Annotated in this window: 20 protein-coding genes; 9 read left to right on the forward strand and 11 right to left on the reverse strand. The window is 52.6% G+C overall.

Going from position 1 to position 24177, the window contains the following annotated elements:
• Window positions 1-70 precede the first annotated feature (70 nt).
• The 4 genes from EHT87_RS20670 to EHT87_RS20685 are packed head-to-tail and all read left to right on the forward strand — an operon-like array spanning window position 71 to window position 3455.
• A complete protein-coding gene (locus tag EHT87_RS20670; protein ID WP_124908561.1) occupies window positions 71-961 on the forward strand; it encodes a sulfite exporter TauE/SafE family protein in 891 nt (296 codons plus the stop codon).
• 44 nt (window positions 962-1005) lie between these two features.
• Entirely contained in the window at window positions 1006-2241 is a 1236-nt protein-coding gene (locus tag EHT87_RS20675) for a peroxiredoxin family protein (protein ID WP_124908562.1), read from the forward strand.
• A 24-nt stretch (window positions 2242-2265) separates the two neighbouring features.
• A complete protein-coding gene (locus EHT87_RS20680) occupies window positions 2266-2535 on the forward strand; it encodes a hypothetical protein (protein WP_124908563.1) in 270 nt (89 codons plus the stop codon).
• 56 nt (window positions 2536-2591) lie between these two features.
• Window positions 2592-3455 carry a chromate resistance protein ChrB domain-containing protein gene (locus EHT87_RS20685; RefSeq protein ID WP_124908564.1) on the forward strand — a complete coding sequence of 288 codons (864 nt, stop codon included), beginning with the start codon at window positions 2592-2594 and terminating at the stop codon, window positions 3453-3455.
• A gap of 73 nt (window positions 3456-3528) precedes the next feature.
• Here the strand turns inward: EHT87_RS20685 and EHT87_RS20690 are convergent, their stop codons facing one another.
• The 3 genes from EHT87_RS20690 to EHT87_RS20700 all read right to left on the reverse strand — a co-directional run bounded on the left by EHT87_RS20690 (window position 3529) and on the right by EHT87_RS20700 (window position 5778).
• Window positions 3529-3942, reverse strand: a complete 414-nt coding sequence (locus EHT87_RS20690; RefSeq protein ID WP_229321209.1) for a c-type cytochrome — start codon at window positions 3940-3942, stop codon at window positions 3529-3531.
• Window positions 3943-4204: 262 nt separating this feature from the next.
• Window positions 4205-5365 (reverse strand): PQQ-dependent sugar dehydrogenase, encoded by a 1161-nt coding sequence (locus tag EHT87_RS20695; protein ID WP_124908565.1) that lies wholly within the window; start codon window positions 5363-5365, stop codon window positions 4205-4207.
• 53 nt (window positions 5366-5418) lie between these two features.
• Window positions 5419-5778 carry an ArsR/SmtB family transcription factor gene (locus tag EHT87_RS20700; RefSeq protein WP_124908566.1) on the reverse strand — a complete coding sequence of 120 codons (360 nt, stop codon included), beginning with the start codon at window positions 5776-5778 and terminating at the stop codon, window positions 5419-5421.
• 202 nt (window positions 5779-5980) lie between these two features.
• On the opposite strand from EHT87_RS20700, the gene EHT87_RS20705 reads away from it, so the two are divergent.
• From EHT87_RS20705 to EHT87_RS20715, 3 genes are all read left to right on the forward strand, one after another.
• Window positions 5981-7075, forward strand: coding sequence for an efflux RND transporter periplasmic adaptor subunit (locus tag EHT87_RS20705; RefSeq protein WP_124908567.1), 1095 nt, complete (start codon window positions 5981-5983; stop codon window positions 7073-7075).
• Between the two features lie 289 nt (window positions 7076-7364).
• The gene (locus tag EHT87_RS20710) at window positions 7365-10433 is read left to right on the forward strand and encodes an efflux RND transporter permease subunit (RefSeq protein ID WP_124908568.1); all 3069 of its coding nucleotides are present in this window, start codon (window positions 7365-7367) and stop codon (window positions 10431-10433) included.
• Between the two features lie 422 nt (window positions 10434-10855).
• Window positions 10856-12202: a TolC family protein gene (locus EHT87_RS20715; protein ID WP_124908569.1), complete on the forward strand. Its 1347-nt coding sequence runs from the start codon at window positions 10856-10858 to the stop codon at window positions 12200-12202.
• 91 nt (window positions 12203-12293) lie between these two features.
• On the opposite strand, the gene EHT87_RS20720 is transcribed toward EHT87_RS20715, so the two are convergent.
• From EHT87_RS20720 to EHT87_RS20740, 5 genes are all read right to left on the reverse strand, one after another.
• Window positions 12294-13517: a sterol desaturase family protein gene (locus EHT87_RS20720; RefSeq protein ID WP_229321211.1), complete on the reverse strand. Its 1224-nt coding sequence runs from the start codon at window positions 13515-13517 to the stop codon at window positions 12294-12296.
• A gap of 125 nt (window positions 13518-13642) precedes the next feature.
• Window positions 13643-14803 (reverse strand): methionine aminotransferase, encoded by a 1161-nt coding sequence (locus EHT87_RS20725; RefSeq protein ID WP_124908570.1) that lies wholly within the window; start codon window positions 14801-14803, stop codon window positions 13643-13645.
• A 278-nt stretch (window positions 14804-15081) separates the two neighbouring features.
• On the reverse strand, window positions 15082-17496 hold the full coding sequence (locus tag EHT87_RS20730) for a T9SS type B sorting domain-containing protein (protein WP_124908571.1): 2415 nt from the start codon (window positions 17494-17496) through the stop codon (window positions 15082-15084).
• A 196-nt stretch (window positions 17497-17692) separates the two neighbouring features.
• Window positions 17693-18646: a D-2-hydroxyacid dehydrogenase gene (locus tag EHT87_RS20735; RefSeq protein ID WP_124908572.1), complete on the reverse strand. Its 954-nt coding sequence runs from the start codon at window positions 18644-18646 to the stop codon at window positions 17693-17695.
• A gap of 48 nt (window positions 18647-18694) precedes the next feature.
• Window positions 18695-19666 (reverse strand): YheT family hydrolase, encoded by a 972-nt coding sequence (locus EHT87_RS20740; protein WP_124908573.1) that lies wholly within the window; start codon window positions 19664-19666, stop codon window positions 18695-18697.
• 64 nt (window positions 19667-19730) lie between these two features.
• Between EHT87_RS20740 and EHT87_RS20745 the strand changes: the two genes are divergently transcribed.
• The gene (locus EHT87_RS20745; RefSeq protein ID WP_124908574.1) at window positions 19731-20195 is read left to right on the forward strand and encodes a hypothetical protein; all 465 of its coding nucleotides are present in this window, start codon (window positions 19731-19733) and stop codon (window positions 20193-20195) included.
• Between the two features lie 241 nt (window positions 20196-20436).
• On the opposite strand, the gene EHT87_RS20750 is transcribed toward EHT87_RS20745, so the two are convergent.
• The 3 genes from EHT87_RS20750 to EHT87_RS31765 all read right to left on the reverse strand — a co-directional run bounded on the left by EHT87_RS20750 (window position 20437) and on the right by EHT87_RS31765 (window position 22705).
• On the reverse strand, window positions 20437-21708 hold the full coding sequence (locus EHT87_RS20750; protein WP_185716297.1) for a TolB-like translocation protein: 1272 nt from the start codon (window positions 21706-21708) through the stop codon (window positions 20437-20439).
• Between the two features lie 188 nt (window positions 21709-21896).
• Entirely contained in the window at window positions 21897-22295 is a 399-nt protein-coding gene (yiaA, locus tag EHT87_RS20755; RefSeq protein ID WP_124908576.1) for an inner membrane protein YiaA, read from the reverse strand.
• 284 nt (window positions 22296-22579) lie between these two features.
• Window positions 22580-22705 (reverse strand): hypothetical protein, encoded by a 126-nt coding sequence (locus EHT87_RS31765; RefSeq protein WP_262707757.1) that lies wholly within the window; start codon window positions 22703-22705, stop codon window positions 22580-22582.
• Between the two features lie 189 nt (window positions 22706-22894).
• Here EHT87_RS31765 and EHT87_RS20760 point away from each other — a divergent pair, with 189 nt between their 5' ends.
• Entirely contained in the window at window positions 22895-24163 is a 1269-nt protein-coding gene (locus EHT87_RS20760; protein ID WP_124908577.1) for an Nramp family divalent metal transporter, read from the forward strand.
• The last annotated feature ends 14 nt before the right edge of the window (window positions 24164-24177 follow it).

Genomic DNA, 24177 nt, shown 5'->3' on the forward strand with positions numbered 1-24177 from the left:
CCCTCTGGCTCTGTTTTTAAAATAATTGTCTACAAAGTATATAGATTAAGCTGATAATTGGAAAATTAATATGATTGATACTCAGACGCCCGCCAAGCCCCAGGCTACCACGTCCCCTCTGCTGATTCTGGCTACGGCCTTGTTGGTGCTTTCAGCGGGTGTAATGGCCTGGAAATTTTTAGATATTCCGGTTCAGCCCGTGGTCCATGAATTGGCAACGCCGACCTTCTGGTTGTTCGTAGTAGCCGGTTTTCTGGCCCAAACCATCGACGGGGCACTGGGCATGGCCTACGGCATTAGTTCAACTTCCTTGCTGCTGAGTATGGGCGTCAGTCCGGCTGCGGCCAGCGCGAGCGTCCACATCGCCGAAGTATTTACCACGGGCGCTTCCGGTTTATCGCATTGGAAATTCGGTAACGTCAATAAGAAACTCTTCAAAATTCTGGTGCTTCCGGGCGTGGTCGGGGCCATTATTGGAGCGTATATTCTTAGTTCATTCGATGGCAATCTGATCAAGCCCTACATCTCGTTTTATCTGATTTTTATGGGTGCGGTTGTCATCCGCAAAGCACTTCGGAAAAAGAAACCCAAACAGAAAACCCGGTATGTGGGTCCGCTGGCGTTGCTGGGCGGTTTTATCGACGCCGTTGGCGGAGGGGGCTGGGGGCCGGTCGTGACGTCTTCGCTACTGGGCCAGGGCCGTAATCCGCGCTATACGATCGGTTCGGTCAATCTGGCCGAGTTTTTCATTGCCTCGGCCGGTGCCGGAACGTTCATTCTGATGATTGGCACCGGAGACTGGCCGGTCACGGCCGGTTTGCTGCTGGGGGGCGTTTTGGCCTCGCCATTTGCGGCTTATGTCTGTGGTAAAGTAAATCCCAAAATCCTGATGGTCATTGTCGGCTTTGTCATTATTGGCCTGAGTTTGCGCAATGTCTGGAGTTTGTGGGCATCATTTTAAGTACGAAATCATCGATAAACGAATCGCATACCAACCTGAACGCCATGAATTACATCACCAGAGTAACGCTATCCGCCCTGTTGCTGGCGGGTTTTTCCACGCAGGCCCAACCAAAACCGCAGGACGGTTTCTGGCGCGGAACATTTGCGGTTGCGAACGGAAACGAAGCTCCGTTCAACTTTGAACTGAAGGGCCCGACGGCCTGGCTTCTGAACGGCTCGGAACGCTTCGAGTTGAAAGGAGTGACGCAAAAAGGCGACTCGCTGTTTTTGCCGGTCGATATTTATGACGCGGTGCTGAAAGCAAAAATTGAGAATGGGAAAGCACTTTCGGGCATATTCAAACGCCTGAACACCGCCACTCCCGATCCCGGCATTCCATTTCGGGCGGAATTCGGCCAGCGGTACCGGTTTACGGAAAAACCTGCTGCGGCTTCGGTTAGCTTACAGGGCAAGTGGGACGTAACCATTGGTAAAACCGGAACGGTCGGAGTTTTCAGCCAGACCGGGAGTAAAATAACCGGAACCTTTCTGACGACCACCGGCGATTACCGGTATCTGGAAGGCTCGGTGGAAGGCGACGAATTTGCGTTGTCGGCTTTCAGCGGTTCCAGCCCTTCCCTCATTAAAGGGAAAATCAGCGGCAACGAGCTAACCGCCGAATGGATCACCGCCCGGGGTGTGCAGCCCGTGAAAGGTACGCGCAACGCGCAGGCGGCTTTGCCCGATGCCTACACACTAACCAAAAGCAAAGACGGCGTTCCGTTCAATTTTACGTTCCCGGATGCGTTTACCGGAAAACCGGTGTCCCTGAACGATCCGAAATACAAGGGGAAAGTTGTGGTGGTGACCATTCTGGGAAGCTGGTGCCCCAACTGCCTCGACGAAACGGCCTTTCTGGCCCCCTGGTTTCGGGCCAATCGTCGGCGGGGCGTGGAAATAATTGGGCTGGCATTTGAACGAAAAAACGACCCGGCCTTTGCCAAAACCCGCCTGGAAGCCCTGAAAAAACGTTTCGGTGTGGAATATGATCTTCTTTTTGCGGGCCAGGCCGATAAGCAATATGCCTCATCGGTATTGCCGGCGCTGAGCGAAGTGCTTTCTTTCCCGACCACCATCTACATCAACCGGCAGGGCGAAGTTACCAAGATTCATACCGGCTATACCGGTCCGGCTACGGGGGCGTATTATGAGGAGTTTGTAAAGGAATTTAACGCCGATCTGGATCAGTTGCTGAAAGAAGGTCCTGCCAAAGCATCGATCCGAACATCCGGAAAATAATAAACCGCTGGCCGCGGTCGATCCATGAAAAGTGAACAGGAAAAAAAGAAACTCGCTTATTTCCGGGCATTATCCTTTCAGGAACAATTGAACACGGTTTGGCAAACCGGCATCTTGCTGGACACCAAGCGTTTGCCCGGTTTCTGGCTGCACCTGTACGCAGTAAATACGTTCTTTGTTGAACTGTGGATTTGCCAGCGTCGGCTCGATGTAACGCTGGTGCGCGGCTTTTCAAACACGGAAGAACTGAAGCCCTACATCGACCGGATTTCGCTGGATTCCATTCTTTCGTGATTCCGGCGAATGGCGTATCTTCGGGACACTCTTCGTTGAACTGCGTCATTGGTTGTATGAAATGGATTACCCGCGAACGCCCTAAAATTGATCGTATTGCCTGTCCTTGGCTGATCAGGCGGTTTATTGACCTGGAAGCCGAAATCATTTTTGTGCCCGATTCGCAGGTTAAATCACGGGCGGAAGCGCTTCAGGCTATTCCGTTCGACATTCCCGGGGTCGAATTTACGCACTACGAAAACCAGTGCACGTTCGACTATTTTCTCAAAAAATACGACCTGAACGATCCGGCTTTGCACATTATGGCGCCCATCATTCGGGGTGCGGATACGGATGATCATTCCGTGGCGAGTCAGGCGGCTGGTTTGTGGGCCATTTCGGCCGGAATGGCTTTTATGATCCGCGACGATTACGAGTTGCTGGAAAAGGGAATGTTGATTTATGATTCGCTGTATAGCTGGGCGACGTATTTGCCACAGGTAAAACACGTACAGAGTCCGGCAGAACACGTATTGTTGCAGATTTACCGGACGTATCTGGATCAGAAAGGCGAAAGAAAAACGAAGGCCCCCGCCTGGACCACCGAACTCCGGGACCTGATTCAGAACCACATCGACACCAACCTGAATCTGAGCCTGAAGGCGGTTTCTGAAGATTTAAACATCAATCCGACCTATTTATCGCGGGAGTTTTCCCGGTATTTCGACGATCTCTCGTTTGGCGAATACATCCGTAAACTCCGGATCGAAAAGGCGGTTCAACTGCTGGAATCCTCCCAAAATTCCCTGTCGGAGATTGCGTACATCACCGGTTTTTCGGATCAGAGTCATTTTACCCGCATTTTCCGGCAGCATATGGGGCAAAGTCCGTCGGAATTCCGAAAAGACCTGGCAAAACGGAAGGCCAATTCCAAAAAGTAATTGCCGTTTACTTCGCCCGGTTCAGAAACGATCACTTCGCCACGTTTCAGGTTGCAATGCTTTCTGAATGAGGTTATTGGTTCGCCTTGACGTCGCCTACCTGCAGGGCGGTAATCAGCTTTTTATCGGACGAATTGCCCCAGGAATTGAGGATGTAATTCATCACGTCGGCCACTTCCTGTTCATCCAAACCGGGTTCGGGCATGGCGTTGTCGTAGGTCGCGCCGTTCACTCTGATCGGCCCCTGCAAACCAAATTTAATGGCCTGAATGGCTTTGGCTGGCGTTTTTAGCAAGTAGTCGGACTTTGCCAGGGGTGGAAACGTCTCGACCACCCCTTCGCCTTTGGCCATGTGGCAATTGATGCAATTCTCGGTATAAATCGTTTTTCCCCGCGCCATGCTTTTTTCAAGCGTGTCGTCCTGATTGGGGAGAATAGCGGAGCAGAATATCATTCCTGAAAGAAGCAGGAGCAGGAGTTTCATCATGAATACGTTATGGCAATAAAGAACCGGTCTGCTGGCAAACCGTTCTTTTTAATTACTGTGAATTGCGCATGTATTTGCCCCGGAGGGGCTGCCTGTCAATAGAAAATTGCGGCCAAATGTGGCCGTGAAGCTCCGGAGGAGCGCCCTCATTCGGTAGCCAGGACGCTCCTCCGGAGCTTCACGGCCAGATCCTATTCCTAAGATGCTATTAACTGGAGACTCCTCTGGAGTCCATTAGCCGTAATTCACGGTATAATTAAGCTTACTGAGCTGCCGGGCTCATCTTTACAATTTTCCCGGAATTTTCAAGAACGACGTAAATATTGCCGTCCGGCCCCTGGCGGAGATCCCGAACGCGGCCGATTTTGTCGGCAATAATTTCCTGGCTAACGATTTTATTTCCTCGCACCACGCAGTGTTTGATGTACGTAAATTTCATGGAGCCAACCAGCAAATCGCCGTTCCATTCCTTGAATTTCGGGCTGGTTACAAACGTCATGCCGCAGGGCGCAATCGATGGACGCCAGTAAATGACCGGTTGTTCCATGCCCGCGCGGGCCGTGTCTTTTGAAATGATGCTGTTGTCGTAGTCGATGCCGAAGGTGATGAGGGGCCAGCCGTAATTCTTGCCTTTTTCCACAATATTGACCTCATCGCCCCCCTGCGGACCGTGTTCGTGTTCCCAGATCACGCCCGTGGTCGGGTGAATCGTCATGCCCTGCGGATTCCGGTGCCCGTACGACCAGATTTCGGGCCGGGCGTTGGCCTGACCCACAAACGGGTTGTCTTTCGGAATGCGGCCGTCGTCGTGCAGACGAACCACTTTGCCCTGATCGGTGCTCAAATCCTGCGACCGTTCTTTCTGTCCCCGTTCGCCGAGTGACAGAAAAACGTACCCTTTTTTATCGAAAACGATGCGGCCCCCGAAGTGTGGAGCGCCGGTAACGTTGGGCGATGCTTTGAAAAGCACCTTCACATCGACCAGATCATGATCTTTCAGCCGGGCGCGCAGCAGGGCGGTATTGGCACCGTCGCCTTCTTCACCGTCGGCTTTGGGCGAGGAATAGCTGATGTAAATCCAGCCGTTTTCCTTGTAATTGGGATGCAGATTGATGTCCAGCAAACCGCCTTGTCCCTTGTACAGGATTGGGGGCAGCCCGTTGATCGGCGTCGGATCGAGCTGGCCGTTTTTGACGAGCCGCAACTGACCGGGCCGTTCGGTGACGAGCAGGTTGCCGTCGGGCAGAAAAGCCATGGCCCACGGCATTTTCAGGCCCGAAACCACGGTGTCAATTTTCAGCGTCGGGGCCAGGCCGGGCTTCGGTTTCGCCGGATAATGGCTCATTAAGAAAACCGACGCGGTCAGTAACAGAACCCCAAGCGCGATCGATTTCCGGTTACCTAGTGAGAATACTTGTTTCATGATTTTGAATACTATTTTTAGGAAAGCATGAAAGTACAGAATTTTCAGGATTCTTAGGCCAAATCAGATTCAGAGGCCACTCGTCCGTTGTCCTGTAATGTCTCGTCTTCCTTCGCAGCTTTCAAAACCGCCTGCAAAACGCCCGGAAATTTGGCTTCCACCTCCGCCAGACGCAGGGACGTCAGACTCTGGGTGCCTTCCGTGCGGATGCGAACGATGCCTGCTTCACGCAGGACGCGCAAATGGTGCGACATGGTGGATTTTGCCACCGGTGTTGGAATGGCTCCGCAGGGGCATTCGCCTATTTTGGCGGCTAAACACTGCACGTAGTTCAACCGAACCGGATCGCTGAGTGCGTGCAAAAGGCCCGTCAGCGTAATCTGGTCGGCGTTTGGATGCTGATATTGTTTCATTTGAGTATCTCCCGTTCTGGTCGGTAGCCGCTATGAAAAATGAAGTAGCTACATGAATTGATACTACAACGATGAATGATGGATAAAAAATTCAATTCTTTTTTAGAATGATGGAACCGATTTTGTTGATCGCATTGTTCGACATCCATAGAACAATAAAGTTCGATTGTTATAAAACATTACAAGTATAAGAACTACCTCTATGGAATCGCAACAATCACCCATTCGCACCACGTCACTCATGATCGGTATTATCGTCCTGACCGTGGCGTTTTTCGTGTTCACGCCCAAATTATTCTCAAATAAAGCGGAACCGATCAAAAAACAAACTGTAAGCTCCGCACTAGCCGATGATCAGCGGATTGTGGCGGATATTTTCGTCGTAAAACCGGAAACGATTGCCGATGAATTGCAAACCACCGGAACCATTGCCGCCAATCAGGAAGTGGATCTGGTGAGTGAAGTGGCCCGCAAACTGACCCGTATTTACGCCCGCGAAGGCAGTTACGTCAATCAGGGAACGCTCTTGTTCAAATTAGACGATGCGGATTTACTGGCGAAAAAGAAAAAAATCGCGCTTCAGGAAAAACTGGCCCGCATCGACGAGAAACGGTTCCGCGAATTGCTGGCGACCGAAGCTGTCAATCAACAGGAATACGACCAGATTTTAACGAACCTGAACGTTTTGCAGGCCGAACTGGCCATGCTGGATGTCGATTTGGCCAAAACGGAAATCCGCGCACCCTTTTCCGGGAAACTGGGCCTGAACAAAGTCGACGTTGGGGCTTACGTGACGCCCTCGACGGTTTTGACGTCACTGGACGACGTGAGCCGGGTTGAAGTCGCATTCACGATTCCTGAAAAATACGCTTCCTCAGTCCGAATTGGCCAATTGATTCAATTTACGACCGAAAATAGTAGCCAGCCTTTCCACGGTAAAGTAGTTGCCACCGAACCGAAAACGGATTTAAATACGCGGAGTTTGCTCGTGAAAGCCATCAGTGAAAACAAAAGCGGCAAGCTCATGCCGGGTTCGTCGGCAAAAATCACGTTCACGCTGCACACTACCAACGACGGTATTCTGATTCCGACGCAGGCGCTGATTCCCAACGCCAAAGGGTATTCCCTGTTTGCACTTAAAAACGGAAAAGCTGACCTGCGGGAATTAAAAACCGGTAGCCGCACCAAAGGAACCGTCCAGATTCTGGAAGGATTGTCGTTGGGAGATACCGTGTTGACCACCAATATGTTGCGGCTGGAACCGGGCGTCGCTGTCCGGGCCGCCAGTTTGAATTAACGAAGAAAAACAGCCCTTGTAAATCACGGCCCATTCAGCTGCGGAGGAGCGCTCTGTTACTAGCATTCGACTTTAATTAATGCATTCAAACCCCGGAGGGGCGGCCTGAAATTGATATCAAAAAAGAGGTCGCTCCTCTGGAGCCTGGCAGAATTTGTCCCAACTTACTAGTAACAGCGAACCCCTCCGGGGTAGGACACTAGAAGAAACTGACCGCGTATAGTACCAGTCGTTACATAAGATTTAACCTGTTCATATCGGATCAGGTCATCCCATCACCAATACAACCATGAGTTTATCAGGAATTAGTATTCAGCGGCCCGTGTTGGCTGGTGTGCTCTCCGTATTGATTATTTTGTTCGGAATTGTCGGATTTTCGTACCTCGGAATCCGCGAGTATCCGGTTACGGATTCGCCCATTATTACCGTTACGACCACGTATCCCGGTGCCAGCCCGGACGTGATTGCCTACCAGATTACCAAACCGCTGGAAGAATCCATCGGGGAAGCCAACGGGATTCGCACCATCTCGTCCGTCTCGCGCGAAGCGGCCAGCGTCATCACCGTCGAATTTAACCTCAACGCGGATCTGGAAGCCGCGGCCAATGATGTTCGCGACAAAGTGACCAAAGCCCGGCGGTTGCTGCCCGGCGACGTTGATGCGCCCATCGTGGAAAAAGCCAATGCGGGGGATATTGTGATCTTTATGGCCGTGGAAAGCAAAACCCGCACCATCCTGGAAGTGAGCAACATTGCCTCGACGGTGATTAAGGAACGGATGCAAACCATTCCGGGTGTGAAGCGCGTGGGGATTGCCGGGGAGAAAAAATACGCCATGCGGCTCCGCATCGACCCGGCCAAACTGGCGGCTTATCAACTGACGCCCGCCGATGTCGAGCAGGCGCTGCGCAACGAAAACGTCGATCTGCCGTCGGGCCGTGTTGAAGGGGATCAGAACGAACTGACCGTTCGAACACTCGGGCGACTGACGCAGGAAGCGGATTTTAACAACATGATTATCCGACAAGAAGGCAGCAGCATCATTCGTTTCAAAGACATCGGTTTTGCCGAATTGGGAGCCGAAAACGAGCGAACCGCCATCCAGAACAGCCTGAAAGGAAATTCACCGGTAATCGGGGTATTTGTGGAACCGCAACGGGGCGCGAATGCCGTCGCCATTGCCGACGAGTTTTACCGTCGCCTGAAAGAATTACGCAAGGAAATCCCCGCCGACTACGAGTTAACGATTGGAAAAGACTTTACCGAACCCATCCGGGATTCCATCTCCGAAGTGGAAGAAACCCTGTTCATTGCCTTCGGACTGGTTATTCTGATCCTGTTCATCTTTCTGCGCGACTGGCGTTCGACCATCATTCCGGTCGTGGCCATTCCGGTTTCCATCATTTCGTCTTTTTTTATCATGTACGCGGTCGGCTATTCCATCAACATCCTGACGCTGCTGGCGCTGGTGCTGGCGATCGGGCTGGTGGTCGATGATGCGATTGTGGTTTTGGAGAACATTTACGCCAAGGTAGAGGAGGGCATGAGCCCGATTCAGGCGGCTTTTCAAGGCTCGTCGGAAATCTATTTCGCCGTTATTTCCACCACCATTACACTGGCAGCGGTTTTTCTGCCGATTCTGTTTCTGCCCGGAATTACCGGTAAACTCTTTCAGGAATTTGCCATCGTTGTGGCCGGTTCGGTGCTGGTATCGGCTTTCGTGGCGCTGACGCTTTCGCCCATGATGAGTGCGTATCTGCTGAAACGGCAGGAAAAACCGAACTGGCTGTACCGCAAAACCGAGCCGTATTTTGTGGCTCTTAACCGGGGCTACGAAAAATCACTGGCGTGGTTTCTGCAATACCGCTGGATGGCTTTCGTGGCGCTGGCGGCCACATTTGCGCTGATTTACATCATTGGCAAGCAATTGCCGTCGGAACTGGCCCCATTGGAAGACCGCTCGCAGATCAGTCTGGCGGTTTTGGCACCCGAAGGCTCATCGTATGAATACACCGAGAAATACATGCGCGAAATCGCTAAGTTTTCGGTCGATTCCACCCCCGGATTGTTCCAGACGTATTCCATTCTGGCCCTGACGTTTGGCCCACCCGCACCGGTTAACCTGGCCATTCAGAACACGTTTCTGAAAAAAGCCGACGAGCGAACCACCAGCCAGGCCGACGTTTTTCAGATTTACGCCCGCAATGCGCAGAATTTCAGAGGAGTGCTGGTATTTCCCGTTCAGCCGCCCACCATCGGGAGCCGTTTTGGTCAGGCGCAACCGGTTCAGTACGTGTTGCAGGGCCAGAATCTGGCAGCGATCACCGAAGTTCTGCCTAAGTTTCTGGCTGAAGCCCGAAAAAGCGAAGTCCTGCGGTTTGTCGATTCGGATTTGAAAGTGAACAAACCCGAGCTGGTGCTGAAAATTGACCGCGACAAAGCCGCCGAGCTGGGGATTTCCGTTGTCGAAATTGCCCGTGGTTTGCAACTGGCGCTGAGTGGTCAGCGGTATGGCTATTTCATTTACAACGACCGGCAATATGAGGTCATCGGGCAGTTGCAACGGCAGGAACGCGACACGCCGTATGACTTGAAAGCGATGTTTGTCCGCACGCGCACCGGCGACATGGTTTCGCTGGATAACCTGGTTTCGTTCCGGGAAAGCGTCAGTCCGACGGCCATTTACCGCTACGATCAGGCGATTTCGGCGACGGTTTCGGGCGGTCTGGCACCGGGCAAAACCATTGGCGACGGCGTGGCGGAGATGAACCGGATTGCTAAAAAAATCCTGCCACCCAGCATCAAAACCTCGCTGGCTGGTGAATCGAGGGACTTTTCGGAGAGCTCGTCGAGTTTGTTATACGCCTTTATATTCGCGCTGGTGCTGATTTATCTGATTCTGGCGGCTCAGTTCGAGAGTTTGATCGATCCGTTTATCATTCTGCTGACGGTGCCGATGGCCATGACGGGCGCACTCCTTAGCCTGTGGCTTTTCGGCCAGACGCTGAATATTTTCAGCCAGATCGGGATCATCACGCTGATCGGTTTGATTACCAAGAACGGTATTCTGATTGTTGAATTTGCCAACCACAGCAAGGAGCAGGGACTGAGTACGCTGGAAGCCGCTAAAGTGGCTGCGGCCTCGCGGTTTCGCCCGATTTTGATGACGAGTTTGGCGATGATATTCGGCGCCATTCCCATTGCGTTGACCGAAAACAGCCGAAATTCGCTGGGAACGGTCATCGTCGGCGGTTTGCTCTTTGCCGGCTTGCTAACGCTCTACATCATCCCGGCTGTGTATTCCTATTTTTCCCGGGTTCCGAAAAAGAAACAGGAAGAGGTGCTCGAACTGGTCTGATGAACCCATACATGAGCGCGTATTTCCCCGGAGGGGAGGACTGTTACTAGTCAATGGAAGCGTTAATGACCGATAAGCCCCGGCGGGGCGTCCCGGATACCAAAATTTCACCCCTCCGGGGTTCCGGTTAGCGCATAAGACCACAAAGCTATAAACAGTGCACCCCTCTGGGGCTATTCAATACCCTGTTCTCGCTCGTGTGCCGCGAGTGAGGATTATTCAAAGGACCTCCGGCCCGAACCATGAGCTTCCAGAATGAAAATTTCTCGTCGATAGACCGGGCGCGGGCCGGAGGCCCTTGTAATAATCTTCACTCGCGACACGCGAGCGGGAACGGGAAACTCGGGGAATGACGGAAGACCATGATGCTATAAACAGTGCGCCCCTCTGGGGCTATTCAATACTTTTCACTAGTACAAATTATGAAACCGTTTATTTATAAAACCATTCTTTTAAGTCTTCTTTTATTCCTGATCACGGGAAAACCGGCCATCGCGCAGGTGCGACCCCTGACAATGGAAAACGCCGTGAAACTGGCGTTGGAGAAAAACCGTGATTTGCAGGTGGCGACTTTGGAAACTACCAAATCAGCGCAGAAAGTACGCGAAGCGCGCGGATACGCCCTGCCAACGGTGGCGGCTTCGGCGCAATACCTGTATTTTCCGCAGAAACAGGTCTCTTTTTTGCCGGGCAGTTTTGTGGGATTGGGTGAAAACCAGCTGGCCACCTTCCGGGTTGGTGGCTCCAACGCTTTTGTGGGCGGTGTTGCCGTATCGCAGCCGCTTTTTCAGGCGGGAATCGGTTCGGCCATCCGGGCCGCGCAGATTTACGAAAACGCGTCGGCAGAAGGGTTGAATGAAGTTCGGGCGGGCGTTGTGACTGATGTCAAAAAAGCGTATCTGAATGTGCTCATCACGCAGGAGCAACTCCAGCTTCAGCAACAAAGCCTGTTGCGTAATGAACAGGCCCTGAAAGATTCGCGCTCGCTGCTGGCGCAGGGTCGGGCGTCGCGGGTCGATACGCTGCGGGCGTTTGTTTCGGTCGAAAACCTGCGGCCGGAGATCAGCCGCCTGAGCAATCGGGTGGAAATCACGAAAACGATTTTGAAACGGACCATGGGGCTGGACGAGCAGGAAGCGATTGAGCTCCAGGATTCGTTGCAATACGACAAAACCGGGTTGGTTGTACCCGGGGCCGATGCTTTTTTTGAAGCTGTTCAGGCCCGTCCGGAAGTCCACCGGCTGGAGTTAACGGAAAGACTAAACCGTGAACAAATCGCCTTGCAAACCGCTGAACGGTCGCCCAAACTGTCGGCCATTGGCCTGATTCAATCGCAGGCGCAGGCTAATAATTTAAAACTGGCTGATTATAGCTGGCCGCTTAGCTCGTATGTGGGTTTGCAAGTCAGCGTGCCCATTTTCAGCGGGTTTCGAACGGTTTCCCGGATTCAGCAAGCCGTTATTACCCGCCAGCAAAGCGAAACGCAGTTGGTAAATTTGAAGGAAATCGTTCGGGCGGAGGTGAAAATTGGTATTTCCAACGTCGAAGAAGCCCGGCTGCGCATCGAAACCCAACGGCAAACCGTGACGGTGGCCGAACTGGGTTACCGCATTACCCGCGACCGCTGGAAACAGGGCATTGCGTCGCGGCTGGATCTTTCGGATGCCGAATTGTCGCTTACTCAGGCCAAATCCAATCATTTGCAGGCCGTTTATGATTTCCTGACCGCGTCGGTCGAGCTGGATAAAGTGATGGGGCGGATTCGATAAATTGGTTGTTAGAAGAAAGAGGTTAGACAAGAGAGAAAAGACCAGTACCAACGACTTTGTCTTTCCTCTCTTGTCTAACCTCTCTTCTCTTTTAACCGTAAACCAGCCGCAAATACCGCTTCTGCAAGTTGGAAAAATAAGCCCACAGGAGCAGCGACCCGATGAACAACGCGCTGAATGACAAGGGGTTGTTTAAATACGGAATCATCATTAAAACCAGGAATGAAACCCGGCTGATTTCCAGGTAAAACACCCAGTTCCGCTGTTCGAGCAAAGCGCCACAGTTGACCAGCGTGATGATGATAAAGAGGGAAATTAACACCTGATTATACAGCGGAATGTGGTTTTCCAGTAATAAGAAAACGAACAAAATAGCCAGAATGCCAATTAGTTGGCCCAGTACGTAACCCCGAAACCGGCGACTGGTGGCATGGACCGATGAGCGGGACAAAAACCGCTTTTCCAGCTGACTCCGAACCTCCGGGTCAATGTCGTCCGGACGACCAAACAGGACGTTTAGTTTGGCCATAAAACCGGGCGTCCGCCGAACGGTTTCGGCGAGTTCCATCATAAAATGGAATTGCTGCCACAAGAAACTGTGGCTTTCGAGCGGTTTGGTCAACCCATAAACAAGTTCGTTGGCATCTTCTTTTTCTTCGGCAAACGTCCCAAACAGCCTATCCCAGATGATCAGCACGTCGCCGTAGTTTTTATCCAGGTATTCGGGATTGCTGGCGTGGTGAACGCGGTGGTGCGAGGGCGTCACCAGAATGTATTCCAGCCAGCCTAATTTGCCAATGGTGCGCGTGTGAATAAAGAAAGGGTATAAACCGTGCAGAATCAGCATGGTCGAAATCATGCCGGCCGGAAAACCGATCAGGGGCAGAATTGTCCAGAAACCGGTTCGGATGATGGCCTGAAAAACCGTGATTCGCGCGGAAGTCGTGTAGTTGAAATCTTCGCTCTGGTGATGAACGACGTGGGCACTCCAGAATAAATTGACTTCGTGAGCCAGCCGGTGATACCAGTACCAGACCAGGTCGGTCGCCAGAAACAGGGCAACCCAGCCCACTACGCCCGGTTTCAGGTCAAAAAGGGCGTAGTGCTGGTGGATGTAATCATAAACGAAATAGAAAGCGCCGACGGTGAAGGTATCGAGAAGCCGTTCGGCAATGCCAACGTTGATGTTGGCGACTGAATTATTGAATTTAAAATAGTCTTTTTTCTGCCATTTGGAAATGACATACTCCAAACCCATAAAAAACAGAAAGAAAGGAACAGCCAGGGCCATCCAGTTTAACTCCACAGTTTCCATGCAAGTTGTCTACAAAAAATTATAAAAACGAATTAGAAGAATGGCATTAAGTCGTTTTCATACGTGAGTAGGTGGCAATTCGTCATGACGGGGTCGCCACGAGCGAATCGGAAAATGAATACAACTTAGAGTCGACAAAGCCGCTCTCCGGCCTGGAGCAGTACGTCGTCGTTTTTGGCAAAACAGAAACGCAGGATCTTGAAATCGTTTTTCTGGCGGTAAAACACCGAAACCGGTATCGATGCGACGCCAATTTCTTTGGTCAACCGGATGGCCAGATCATAATCCGGTTCATCCGTAATGCTCTGATACGAAACCGTTTGGAAGAAACTGCCCTCCGTTGGCTGGAATTGAAACCGGGAGCCACGAAGGCTGTCGAGAAACAAATCCCGTTTGTGCTCGTAGAAGGCCGGCAGCGTTTCGTAAGGTTCCGGATTCTTCAAATAATCGGCCAGCGCGTACTGAATCGGCGTTACCGTGCTGAAGGTCAAATACTGATGGATCTTGCGGAATTCGGCAGTCAACGCCTTGGGTGCCAGACAATACCCGATTTTCCAGCCGGTGACGTGGAAGGTCTTGCCGAACGAGCCGCAGACGAACGTGCGTTCCTGCAAAACCGGATGCGTTGCCAGCGAAAGATGCGGTCGGCCGTCGAATCGGATGTGTTCGTAAACCTCGTCGCTCACAATCCAGATGTCGCGCTGGTGGACCAGCGCGGCCAGTTGGGCCAGGTCGTCGGCTGTCCAGACGCGTCCCGTCGGGTTGTGGGGTGTGTTGACGATGAGGAGCCGGGTCTTGTCCGTAATTTTCCCGCGAACGTCTTCCCAGTCGATGGCGTAGGTCGGTGGGGCCAGCGTCACAAAAACCGGAATACCGCCGTTCAACTCGATGGCCGGAACGTAACTGTCGTAGGCCGGTTCGAAGACGATCGCTTCATCGCCGGGCCGGATCACCGCCGTAATGGCGGCAAACAGGGCTTCGGTAGCACCGGAAGTAACCGTTACTTCGGTTTCCGGGTGATAGCTTACACCGTACAATTGGTCCGTTTTTTGGGCCAATGCTTCGCGCAAGGCGGGCACGCCCGCCATGGGGGCATATTGGTTAAATCCTGTTCGGAGGTATTTTTCGACCAAAGCAACCAGCTCCGGGGAGCAGTCGAAGCCCGGAAAACCCTGCGATAGATTGATGGCACCCGTATCGCTCGCTAATTTTGACATTACGGTGAATATGGTCGTTCCAACCCACGGTAATTTGGAAGAAAGGGCGCCGTCTTTTGCTAAATTCATTCTCGGTAAATCCTGTTCGGTGGTCTATCTTGCCAATAGAGTCGATTGGGAATGCAGATTTTCAGCGCCAATCGACGCCGAAAAGTACAAAAAAATATAATAGGTAAATTAATAAACTACTTTTTCTATGAATTTTATAGGGTAAAAGAGTGCGTATAAAGTACGGGGTTTCTGCGGTCAAGGGCGACACGGGTATGAAGGAGTGCCGATTGCAAATCAGCAACCATCGGATTCGAGCTTGCCAATCCCGAAGGGCATTATCCCGAACCGCAAGCTGATTAATACGTCACCAAAATAGCGCCACGGTATTCCGGCAGCAGTGGATCATTGGTTTTGATTCGGTAGAGGTAATTTCCCGGTTCTACCTTCTGGTTGCGGTATAGGCCATTCCACGGTTTGTCGTACCCTTTCGAGTAAAACACGACTTCGCCCCAGCGGTTGTAAATCGTCACTTCGCAATTCGGAAACTGGTCGGTATTGCGAATTTCCCACGCATCATTGATGCCGTCGTTGTTGGGCGAAAAAACGTCGGCAATGAACATCTGCTTCAGCACATCGACCAGCACGCTTTTTTCGGTTCGGCAATCACCGGGGGCGGTAACCGTCAGCTTGTACGTGGTCGGTGCTGTCGGGTTGGCATTCGGGTTCTGACTGGTTGGGTCCGAGAGGTTTTCGGGCGGCTCCCACAGAAAACTGGTGGTTTGTCCTTTAACCGTAGGTTTCAGGGTAACCGTGCTGCCCATCAGCACACTAACCCGCTCCGGCAGATTGACATCGGCGGGCGGTTCAACGCGGATTTGCCGGGTAATCGTAACCGGGCAGGGCGTCGTGCTGCCATAGGTATAAGTTATCGTATGCAAACCCGTGCCCGCTTTGGATGGATCAAACTGATTACCGGTTACGCCCGGCCCGGAAAAAACTCCGCCGGCCGGACTGGCGGCCAGAAGCAGCGGATTCGAGCGGGTGACGCATACGGGAGCCACACTATCGAATCGCATAGCCGGACGGGGCAGTATGGCCAGCGTTAAGGGATCCGAAAGTCCCTGACAACCATTGCCATCGGTAACCCGAACCTGATACGTTCCTGCCTGATCCACCAGCCGGGTTGAAGCCGAACTCGATTTGCCTGGCGTCGTGTTGAAATACCATTCGTACTGGTAATTTGCCCCCGCAACGGCATCCAAACGGACTTCGCCATCCTGACAAATTGCGGAAGCGGAGCTAACCAGCGTGGCTTTGGGGTTCGGATTGACAACAACCGCCAGACTGTCGCGGTTGCTGCACGCCAACGGCGACGTTGCCCGTACGCCATATAAACCGGTTTTGGTAACCGTCAATGCGGTTGCGGTTGCACCTGGTAAAACCGTACCGTCCACCGTCCACTGGTATTGAACCGCCGTTTCCGGCTGAACCGACAGCACAAGCGATGATCCTTCACAAAGTTTGGGGTCTTTGCCGGGCGTAATTTTGGTGGCGGGAAGAGGCACAATCCGCGCTTTTGTGATTTTTGATGTCGTATCGTTGCCACAGGTTTTGGCAAAACTCTTGACAACAGCATACTCCCCGGCTTCATTGATGGCTAAGGTTGAAGACGTGGCACCCGGAATGTTGGAACCGTTGCGTTGCCATTGATACGACCAGAGCGGATTCGCTTCGGTGGATAACGTAGCCGTTGCGCCTTCGCAAAATGGCAAATCCAGCGTCTCGACGCTTTTGTACGTGATTACCGGAGGAGGTGGAAAATTGGAGCCGCAATCGATAACCGGCATCTGAAACTCGCGCCGAATGGAGCCGATCCGCACGCCATTCCGGAACTCTTCGCACAATACGGCAAAAATAAACAACCCGGTTTGGCTGGCGGTTACACTCAACTGGCCGGTTTGCGAATCAATTTTCAAGGGCGGATTGCCGGGAATGGAAACGGATGCGCTGTAGCCCGGCAACCAGTTTACTTCCGGATACGTAGCGTGTGAAAGCCCGTTGCCCGTGGTATTTTGGCCGGTATTATCGGTATAGCCCGCCAGCGGAGTCACCAGCGAATAGCGCAGTTGGTCGCCGTCCGCGTCGGTGGCCGCAAAGTTCAATTTGAAAGGTTTCCCGACGCAAATGTATTCTCCATTGGGAAAACTGAACTCCGGGCTGGAATTGGTAAAGGCGGCTCCGTTGCGCACAACGGCGGGAAACTCCATGTAAAACAACATGCCTTCACCACCGGGATTTTGGATATTGCTAATGTCGGCACTGCGGCAACAGCGGTCCCAGACGACGTAATAACCGCCGGGATCGTTGTAGGTGGCCGGATTTAGGTAAATTTCCGTCGTATAATTCATCGCCAGTACTTTCAGGTTCCGCAAATCGGCGCAGGCCTGGTTATCGTAGCGAACCCGTTGGGAAGACGTTTGAGTGACGTTGACGGCACTAACGCGGAGGTTGTCACTTTTCCGGAAAATATAGAGTTTGATTTCGCGTTCGTAGGTGTCGGAATTCGAGGTGGCCTGGTCGAAAAAAAGCGTGAGTGTAAGCGTATAATAGTTCGGACGGGTGGTTACCCGCAGACTCATATCTCCGCCATAAATGTGCTTTCCAAAACTCTCGGGGGTGGCGATGACCCCTAGAAATAGACTACATACGGCAACCCAAAGCCACCGAAACGCCGGAATCCCTGAAAAGAGCCGGCCCAACAACACATTCATAATAGGGTATCGTAGAAAGTTGAAGCATAAAAACGGATTAACTGACTATACAAGCACTAAATGGACGGATAATATACAAAGTTGTCGCCGGTAACGAAACAACAAGTTGCCAAAATTGACGAAACGGTATATTGTATAAGACGAAAAAGCCCCGCAAAGCGTTGCGGGGCGAGAAAAAAGATCAAAAAAATCGGGTTCAATTCACGACGTTTCTCGGTTTTCCGGAAAAAAAGGCGCGAATATTTTCGGCGGTTTCGTGTAAAAGCCGCTGACGGGATTCCCGCGTGGCCCAGGCGAGGTGGGGCGTAATGAGGCAGTTACGGGCCGAAAACAGCGGATTAGTCGCCGAAGGCGGTTCCACCGTCAGGACGTCCAACCCGGCTCCGGCCAGCCGATCCTGGTTCAGGGCCTCGGCCAGATCGGCTTCGTTGATGAGTGCGCCACGGCTGGTGTTGATTAAAAAAGCCGTCGGTTTCATCCGGCTCAGCAAATCCTGGTTGACAAACGCCCGGTTTTCGTCGGTTACCGGGCAATGGAGCGTCACTACGTCGCTTTCGGCAAAAAGCGTGGCCTGGTCGACGTAGCGAATACCGGCGGGCGGTTGCTCATCGGTATGACGTCGGTTGACCAGTATCTTCATTCCAAACGCTAAACCGATGGCGGCCACCTGTTTGCCGATGTCACCGAACCCGACGACTCCCAGCGTTTTTCCGGCCAGTTCGACCAACGGGGTTTTCCAGTAGCTGAAATCCGGATTCCGCGCCCAGTCGCCCGCCCGGACACTTTCGGTGTGCAAACCCGTGTGGTGCGTCAGTTCGAGCAGGAGCGCAAACGTCACCTGCGCCACCGAATCCGTGCTGTATCCTCTGACATTGGTCACCACGATGTCGTGTTCACGGGCCGCTTTCACGTCGATGATGTCAAATCCCGTAGCCGTTACGCCGATGTACCGCAGTTTGGGCAACTGTTCGAGCGTCTGGCGGTTCATTTTTACTTTATTGACGAGCACCATATCGGCATCTTTCAGCCGGTCGATCAATTGTTCGGGCGCGGTGCGGTCATAGAGCGTAACATGGGCGAGAGACTGAATGGGCGTCCAGTCGAGGTCGCCGGGGTTGAGGGTGTAAGCGTCTGCGTAAACGAGGTTCATGAGCTAGGATTAAATGACGCCGAAAGATAAGGCTAAAATGGAAAGGTATTACCGCTCTGCCTGCAGAACAAACTCCAGCGCCCGGCGCTCTGCCCACGTAAATTCGTCGCCACGAACGGCGAAACCCACATGCCCCCCGGTTTTGGGCGTTTCGAGATACAGGTGCGGATGGCTTTCGGCCAGCCAGGCGGGCGAACATTCGGGCGAGAGCAGCGGGTCGTTCTGGGCGTTGATGAGCAGCGCCGGAACGGCAATACCGCCCATGTAATTGACCGCTGAAGCCTGGGTATAAAAATCATCGGCGTCGCGATACCCGTTCACCGGAGCCGAAAAATGATGGTCGAAATCGCGCCAGAGCCGGACCTGTTCCAAATTGGTCATGTCCAGTTTGCCCGGAAACCGATCGGATTTCTGCTGTAATTTAATGATGAGTTTCTTCATGAACCGGTTGCGGTAGAACCGGTTTTTGGGCAGGTCGAGCAGTTTGGCACTGGCTTCCAGATCCGTTGGTGACGAAACCGCCACGACGTTCCGGATGACATCGGGGGCATTTTTCCCGTGAACGCCTGCGTATTTCAGCACGATGTTGCCGCCCATGCTGTAGCCGACGAGCGCCACTTCCCGGTAGGGTTTGGTCCGCAAAACGTGGTCGATCACTTCGGCGATGTCGCCAATTTCGCCGTGGTTGTAGAGCCGGAACGCCCGGTTCATTTCGCCACTGCACGATCGGCAATTCCACGCCAGAACATCCCAGCCCTGCCGGGCGAAGAGTTTGGCGGTTCCTTTGATATAATGCCGGTTGGAGTCGCCTTCCAGCCCGTGCGTCACGATGACGATTTTATCGCTTTGGCGGTCCATCCAGTCGAGGTCCACAAAATCGCCGTCGGCCAGGGTCAGCCGTTCCCGTTCATACACCACGCCTTCGACTTTGCGCAGGATGCTGGGAATGATGGTTTCAAAATGCCCATTGATCAAATACCGGGGTGCTCCGGGGTACGAAGAATGTCGGAGAACCGGCATACTATAACTATTTAGTCGTTAATGCTGTTAATTTTAACGAAATTTAGTTCGGTTGGTTCCCACTATGGAGGTTGCAAAATATTTATCGGTTCTGGTTGCCAGTATGCTGAAGTTTGTCGGCGGTCCTGTAACGGGCGTCGCCGTAGGTCTGACGTGGGTAGAAACCTGGCTGTTTACCGTGGCCGGCATGATGGTTAGTGTGGTGCTGGTAACATACACGGGTGCGGGTTTGCAACTCCTCCTCGCCCGGTTGCGTCGCACGAAGCCGAAGCGGTTTACCCCGCGGACGCGGCTGGCGGTGAAGGTTTGGAAACGGGCCGGGATGCTGGGCATCGCTTTCCTGACGCCCCTGCTCCTGACGCCCATCGGCGGAACGATTCTGGCAGTTTCATTTAAAGTAAGCCGTTCGCTGATCTTTGGTTACATGCTGATCAGCGCCTTGGTGTGGGGAATCATCTTTACGCTGGCGATCTACGAACTCCCGGAATTATTCAGCCGGTTTGGCGGCAACGGGATTTTACGAAAATAAAGGGACGCGGTGGGGATTGATCCTAAGCCCCCGTTGTCGCTCGCGTGCCGCGAGTGACTCGTATCCTCAGGGCCTCCGGCCCGTCCCCGCACGGGTCTAAACAGTACACCAAAAGCCAGCTTCGGGCTAGAAGCCCTTCTCCTATTTCTCACTTGCGGTACGCGAGCGAGAACGGAGACGGAGATAGTTCCGCGAGTGGAATTTTAAGGAAATGAGATAAGCTGGATCAGTTGTTCGGCTCTCACAAAAACACCGAATAATACGCTTTCTTGCCCTGTACAACCGCCATAAAAACCAGTCTTTCGTTGCCAACCCAACGGGGGGCGTAATCACTTGAAGGGTTCAAACCCGGCAACAGCTTGATTTGCCGAATCTTACCCGTTGCAACGTCCCGCACCCAGAGGCTGTAGGACGTGTTGAGCCCGTCGGTTCTTGAACTCAGGAAAGCCAGCTGTTTGCCGTCGGGCGAAAACGACGGCTGGGTATCGATCCAACTGGGTTGCGTTTCAAAATAACGCACTTCGCCACTGCCATCGGGTGAATAAAACGAAAGGGTAGCCCGCCATTTATCGTTGGAATTGTCGTTCCGGGCGCGTGACAGGGCAATAAACCGACCGTCGGGCGACCAGTCCAGGCTGCTCTGGCGGATGTAATTTGATTCATGAACGGGCAAAACCGGGGTGAGGGCCGTGGCTGGGCCACCCGAGGTCGCCATTTTCCACAAACGGGATTCGTCGTTGGAAACCGTGCTGTAGGCCAGCCATTTGCCATCCGGCGACCAGGCTATCGACCCAATCCCGGTGACATCAGCAACGGGCAGCGTTCGGCTCGTTGCCGTTTTCATATCGTAGATAATGAGTCCATTCTCCGTTTTGGACGGGTAAGCCAACTGGTTCCCATTCGGGGAAAACGAGGCTTCCGCCCCCAGCCGGGTTATTAGTTTTATCGTGATGGGCTGCTCATTTTGCAGGTCGGCAACGTAGAGTGGCGTGGCATACGTACCAGCGGTTTCCTGAACCAATACCGTGTAGACTGCTTTGGCACCATCCGGGGTTACATCGCCACCAACAACGTCATTGGTTAGTCCGAAGCCGGGGTAGTAAGCAGATTGCGAAAGAAACGCCGTGCTGGCCATGACCGGATTGGAGTTCGCGGGTGGCGCTCCTTTGTTTTTTGACACAATTCGGGCCACCAACTGCTCGCCAACGTCGGCCGCCGGAATACGAATCGATTTTGCGTCGGCGCTGAGTGTCCGGTAGGTATGAAATGCCCCCAATTCGCTGGTGGCAACCTGAACCTCGTACTCCTGCGCTTCCACGTCGGCCACATCGGGGCAGGGGGCCGTAATACAAACGATCCGATTGGGTTCCCAACTCAGGTCATAGAAAGTGCCTGCTACGGAAATCTGCAAACTAACGGTCCGCACCCGCCTGGTCGGATCGACCGCTTTTTCTTTGCAGGCCATAAGCAGCGTCAGGAAAACCGGTAATAACCGGAAGAGGGAGCGTTTCATTGTAAAGCCGTAGCCTGATTTGTTCGTGTGAAGACCCGTTTCGTGGTATAAAGGTTGTAAAACGCCATGAAAAGTAAAAACCGAATACCCGGGTGAGGTCATTCGGTTTTTTTATTAAAAACGAAAGGGAATCGACAAAACGGAAAACCGGTTTTTGGATGGTTAAAAACCGCTCAGGCGCAATTCAATTAGCCTCTCTTCGTGAATTCCTGATTATCGCGGGTATTTTTCTGCACCGCAATGGCTCCGAACAACCCCAGCATAAAAGCAAACGCATAGAAGCCTTTTTCGCTGGGCAAAAGGGTAGCGTTCCAGAGGCCAATGGTCAACAGCGCAATGGAAAGCAAGGTCGAAAACCAACTCAGTCCATAATAAATATCCGTTACCGGGAAGCCCTCCAGCCGGTCTCTGACGCTTTTTTGCAGCGAAACCACGGAGAACAGGCCAAACATGAGGACGGTGAAATAGAATCCTTTTTCGTTTAAAAGCATGTCGGAGCGCCAAAGCCCGATTAAATAGCCCAACATGCCGGTGCCCAAGGCCACCCACGAAGCGCCGACAAACGCGGCTGATGTTTTCTGATTCATTTTGTTGTTTACTTTTTATAGTGTGTAGTAGTGACCGCTAACCCGGATTGGTACCGCATCGACGGGGAGAATAACCCGCTGCGAGCTGATTGATCCCGGATTAGCCGTTGCAAAAATAGGGGCGTGGTGGATCGTTGGTAAGTGGTACTTTTTATTGAGCGACTTTGGGGTTACAACAGGCGGCTTTCTGGCATCCGTTGGCGTGCGCATTCGTAAGACCTGGCTGAAAACCCGTCCTGTGCTTCAGTTCTGGTTGGACGTTCGGCTTAATGCATGCAAAGACATTATTGAAGTCCGTTCAGAACGCCCGTTTGTTCGTCGGCACTACCCGGTTCGATCGTGTGCCGGGGGATGGGACGTTGAGGCAGCAGTTGCAGTTCGTGTAAACTGTGGGCAGAGGGTCGTTTCATGGCAAGCCGGAATAGGAGCAAACCTATCAAAATCAATCGGATATCGTTTGTTAAAAAATCTAAAACATGAACGGATGGCAACAGGCAAAAACCACCGGAATGTTTCAAATTGCCAGTATTTTAACCCAAAACGAAGGATATTGATCCCGGAAGCCTATCTTCGAAACCAAACTGATATCCCTTACCGTCATGCACCCAAAAACCGCTGATTCACCGAATGAGCTGCCTGCGCAATCGGGTCAGGTCCGAACCTCGCCCCGAACTTTAAAAAGCTGGTTGTCCTCGCTGGGGCCGAGCATCATTACGGCCGCTCTGGTTTTTGGGCCCAGCAAAATGACCATTACCTCGAAGCTGGGTGCCGAATACGGCTATTCCCTGCTCTGGATCATTGTGATGGCGATCTTCTTCATGATTGTCTTTACGGCAATGGCGGCCCGGATCGGTTTGGCGACCAACCAGTCCCTGCTGGCTACGATCCGCCAGAAATGGGGCCATCCGGTGGCGATAGCGGTGGGAGTTGGCGTCTTTTTGGTGGCAACGTCATTCCAGGCCGGCAACTCCGTCGGCGTCGGAATTTCCATTGCCGAAGCGACTCACACGCCTATGAAAGTCTGGATCATTCTGTTTACCGTTTTAGGAATCGGGTTGCTGTTTCTGAAGACGTTCTATAAAGTACTTGAAAAACTCATGATTCTTCTGGTCGGCGTCATGCTGGTGGCCTTCATCGCCACGCTGGCCTTTTCGAGTCCGGATTATACCGAGGTCGCAACCGGCTTTGTGCCGTCGCTTCCGCCGGGCTCATTAGGGTTAGTCATCGCGTTTACAGCGTCCTGCTTTTCAATTGTCGGTGCGTTTTATCAGTCGTATCTGGTGCAGGAGCGGGTCCGGATTAATCCAAAAGTCAGGAATGAAAAAGTAGATACTGTTACCGGTATGACGCTGATGGGTTTGATGAGCGCTACGGTATTGGTCTGTGCTGCGGCCGTTTTGCATCCGAAGGGAATCAAAGTAACCAGTGCTTCCGATATGGGAAAAGCGCTCGAGCCCATTTTTGGCCCTTATGCCTCTTCCTTATTCCTGATCGGATTGTTCGGCGCTTCCTTTTCGTCGCTGGTTGGTAACGCCACCGTCGGCGGAACCTTACTGGGCGATGCGCTGGGCTATGGCAGTCAGCTGGGCTCAAAAATGGTCAAATACCTGATTGCCCTGGTCATGGTGATTGGGGCCACGATCGCTATTGTTTTCGGGAAATTGCCGCTCGACCTCATCATTTTTGCCCAAAGCATTACCATTCTGGTGGTCCCCTTCATCGGTGTTGCCCTCTACACCATTGCCAACGACGCCCGGATTATGGGGCAGTATGCGAACTCTGTAGCCGTCAAAATAGCCGGTGCGCTGGGATTACTGCTGATTTTTGCGCTGGCTCTGAGCAATGTCAATCAATTGTTTTTCAAATAATTAACCGTAAATCA

Source organism: Larkinella knui (genome assembly GCF_003858645.1).
Classification (GTDB): Bacteria; Bacteroidota; Bacteroidia; order Cytophagales; family Spirosomataceae; genus Larkinella; species Larkinella knui.

Coding starts and splice junctions, on each gene's coding strand:
- EHT87_RS20670 (WP_124908561.1), top strand. CDS start 71: ATGATTGATACTCAGACGCCCGCCAAGCCCCAGGCTACCACGTCCCCT.
- EHT87_RS20675 (WP_124908562.1), top strand. CDS start 1,006: ATGAATTACATCACCAGAGTAACGCTATCCGCCCTGTTGCTGGCGGGT.
- EHT87_RS20680 (WP_124908563.1), top strand. CDS start 2,266: ATGAAAAGTGAACAGGAAAAAAAGAAACTCGCTTATTTCCGGGCATTA.
- EHT87_RS20685 (WP_124908564.1), top strand. CDS start 2,592: ATGAAATGGATTACCCGCGAACGCCCTAAAATTGATCGTATTGCCTGT.
- EHT87_RS20690 (WP_229321209.1), bottom strand. CDS start 3,942: ATGATGAAACTCCTGCTCCTGCTTCTTTCAGGAATGATATTCTGCTCC.
- EHT87_RS20695 (WP_124908565.1), bottom strand. CDS start 5,365: ATGAAACAAGTATTCTCACTAGGTAACCGGAAATCGATCGCGCTTGGG.
- EHT87_RS20700 (WP_124908566.1), bottom strand. CDS start 5,778: ATGAAACAATATCAGCATCCAAACGCCGACCAGATTACGCTGACGGGC.
- EHT87_RS20705 (WP_124908567.1), top strand. CDS start 5,981: ATGGAATCGCAACAATCACCCATTCGCACCACGTCACTCATGATCGGT.
- EHT87_RS20710 (WP_124908568.1), top strand. CDS start 7,365: ATGAGTTTATCAGGAATTAGTATTCAGCGGCCCGTGTTGGCTGGTGTG.
- EHT87_RS20715 (WP_124908569.1), top strand. CDS start 10,856: ATGAAACCGTTTATTTATAAAACCATTCTTTTAAGTCTTCTTTTATTC.
- EHT87_RS20720 (WP_229321211.1), bottom strand. CDS start 13,517: ATGGAAACTGTGGAGTTAAACTGGATGGCCCTGGCTGTTCCTTTCTTT.
- EHT87_RS20725 (WP_124908570.1), bottom strand. CDS start 14,803: ATGAATTTAGCAAAAGACGGCGCCCTTTCTTCCAAATTACCGTGGGTT.
- EHT87_RS20730 (WP_124908571.1), bottom strand. CDS start 17,496: ATGAATGTGTTGTTGGGCCGGCTCTTTTCAGGGATTCCGGCGTTTCGG.
- EHT87_RS20735 (WP_124908572.1), bottom strand. CDS start 18,646: ATGAACCTCGTTTACGCAGACGCTTACACCCTCAACCCCGGCGACCTC.
- EHT87_RS20740 (WP_124908573.1), bottom strand. CDS start 19,666: ATGCCGGTTCTCCGACATTCTTCGTACCCCGGAGCACCCCGGTATTTG.
- EHT87_RS20745 (WP_124908574.1), top strand. CDS start 19,731: ATGGAGGTTGCAAAATATTTATCGGTTCTGGTTGCCAGTATGCTGAAG.
- EHT87_RS20750 (WP_185716297.1), bottom strand. CDS start 21,708: ATGAAACGCTCCCTCTTCCGGTTATTACCGGTTTTCCTGACGCTGCTT.
- yiaA (WP_124908576.1), bottom strand. CDS start 22,295: ATGAATCAGAAAACATCAGCCGCGTTTGTCGGCGCTTCGTGGGTGGCC.
- EHT87_RS31765 (WP_262707757.1), bottom strand. CDS start 22,705: ATGAAACGACCCTCTGCCCACAGTTTACACGAACTGCAACTGCTGCCT.
- EHT87_RS20760 (WP_124908577.1), top strand. CDS start 22,895: ATGCACCCAAAAACCGCTGATTCACCGAATGAGCTGCCTGCGCAATCG.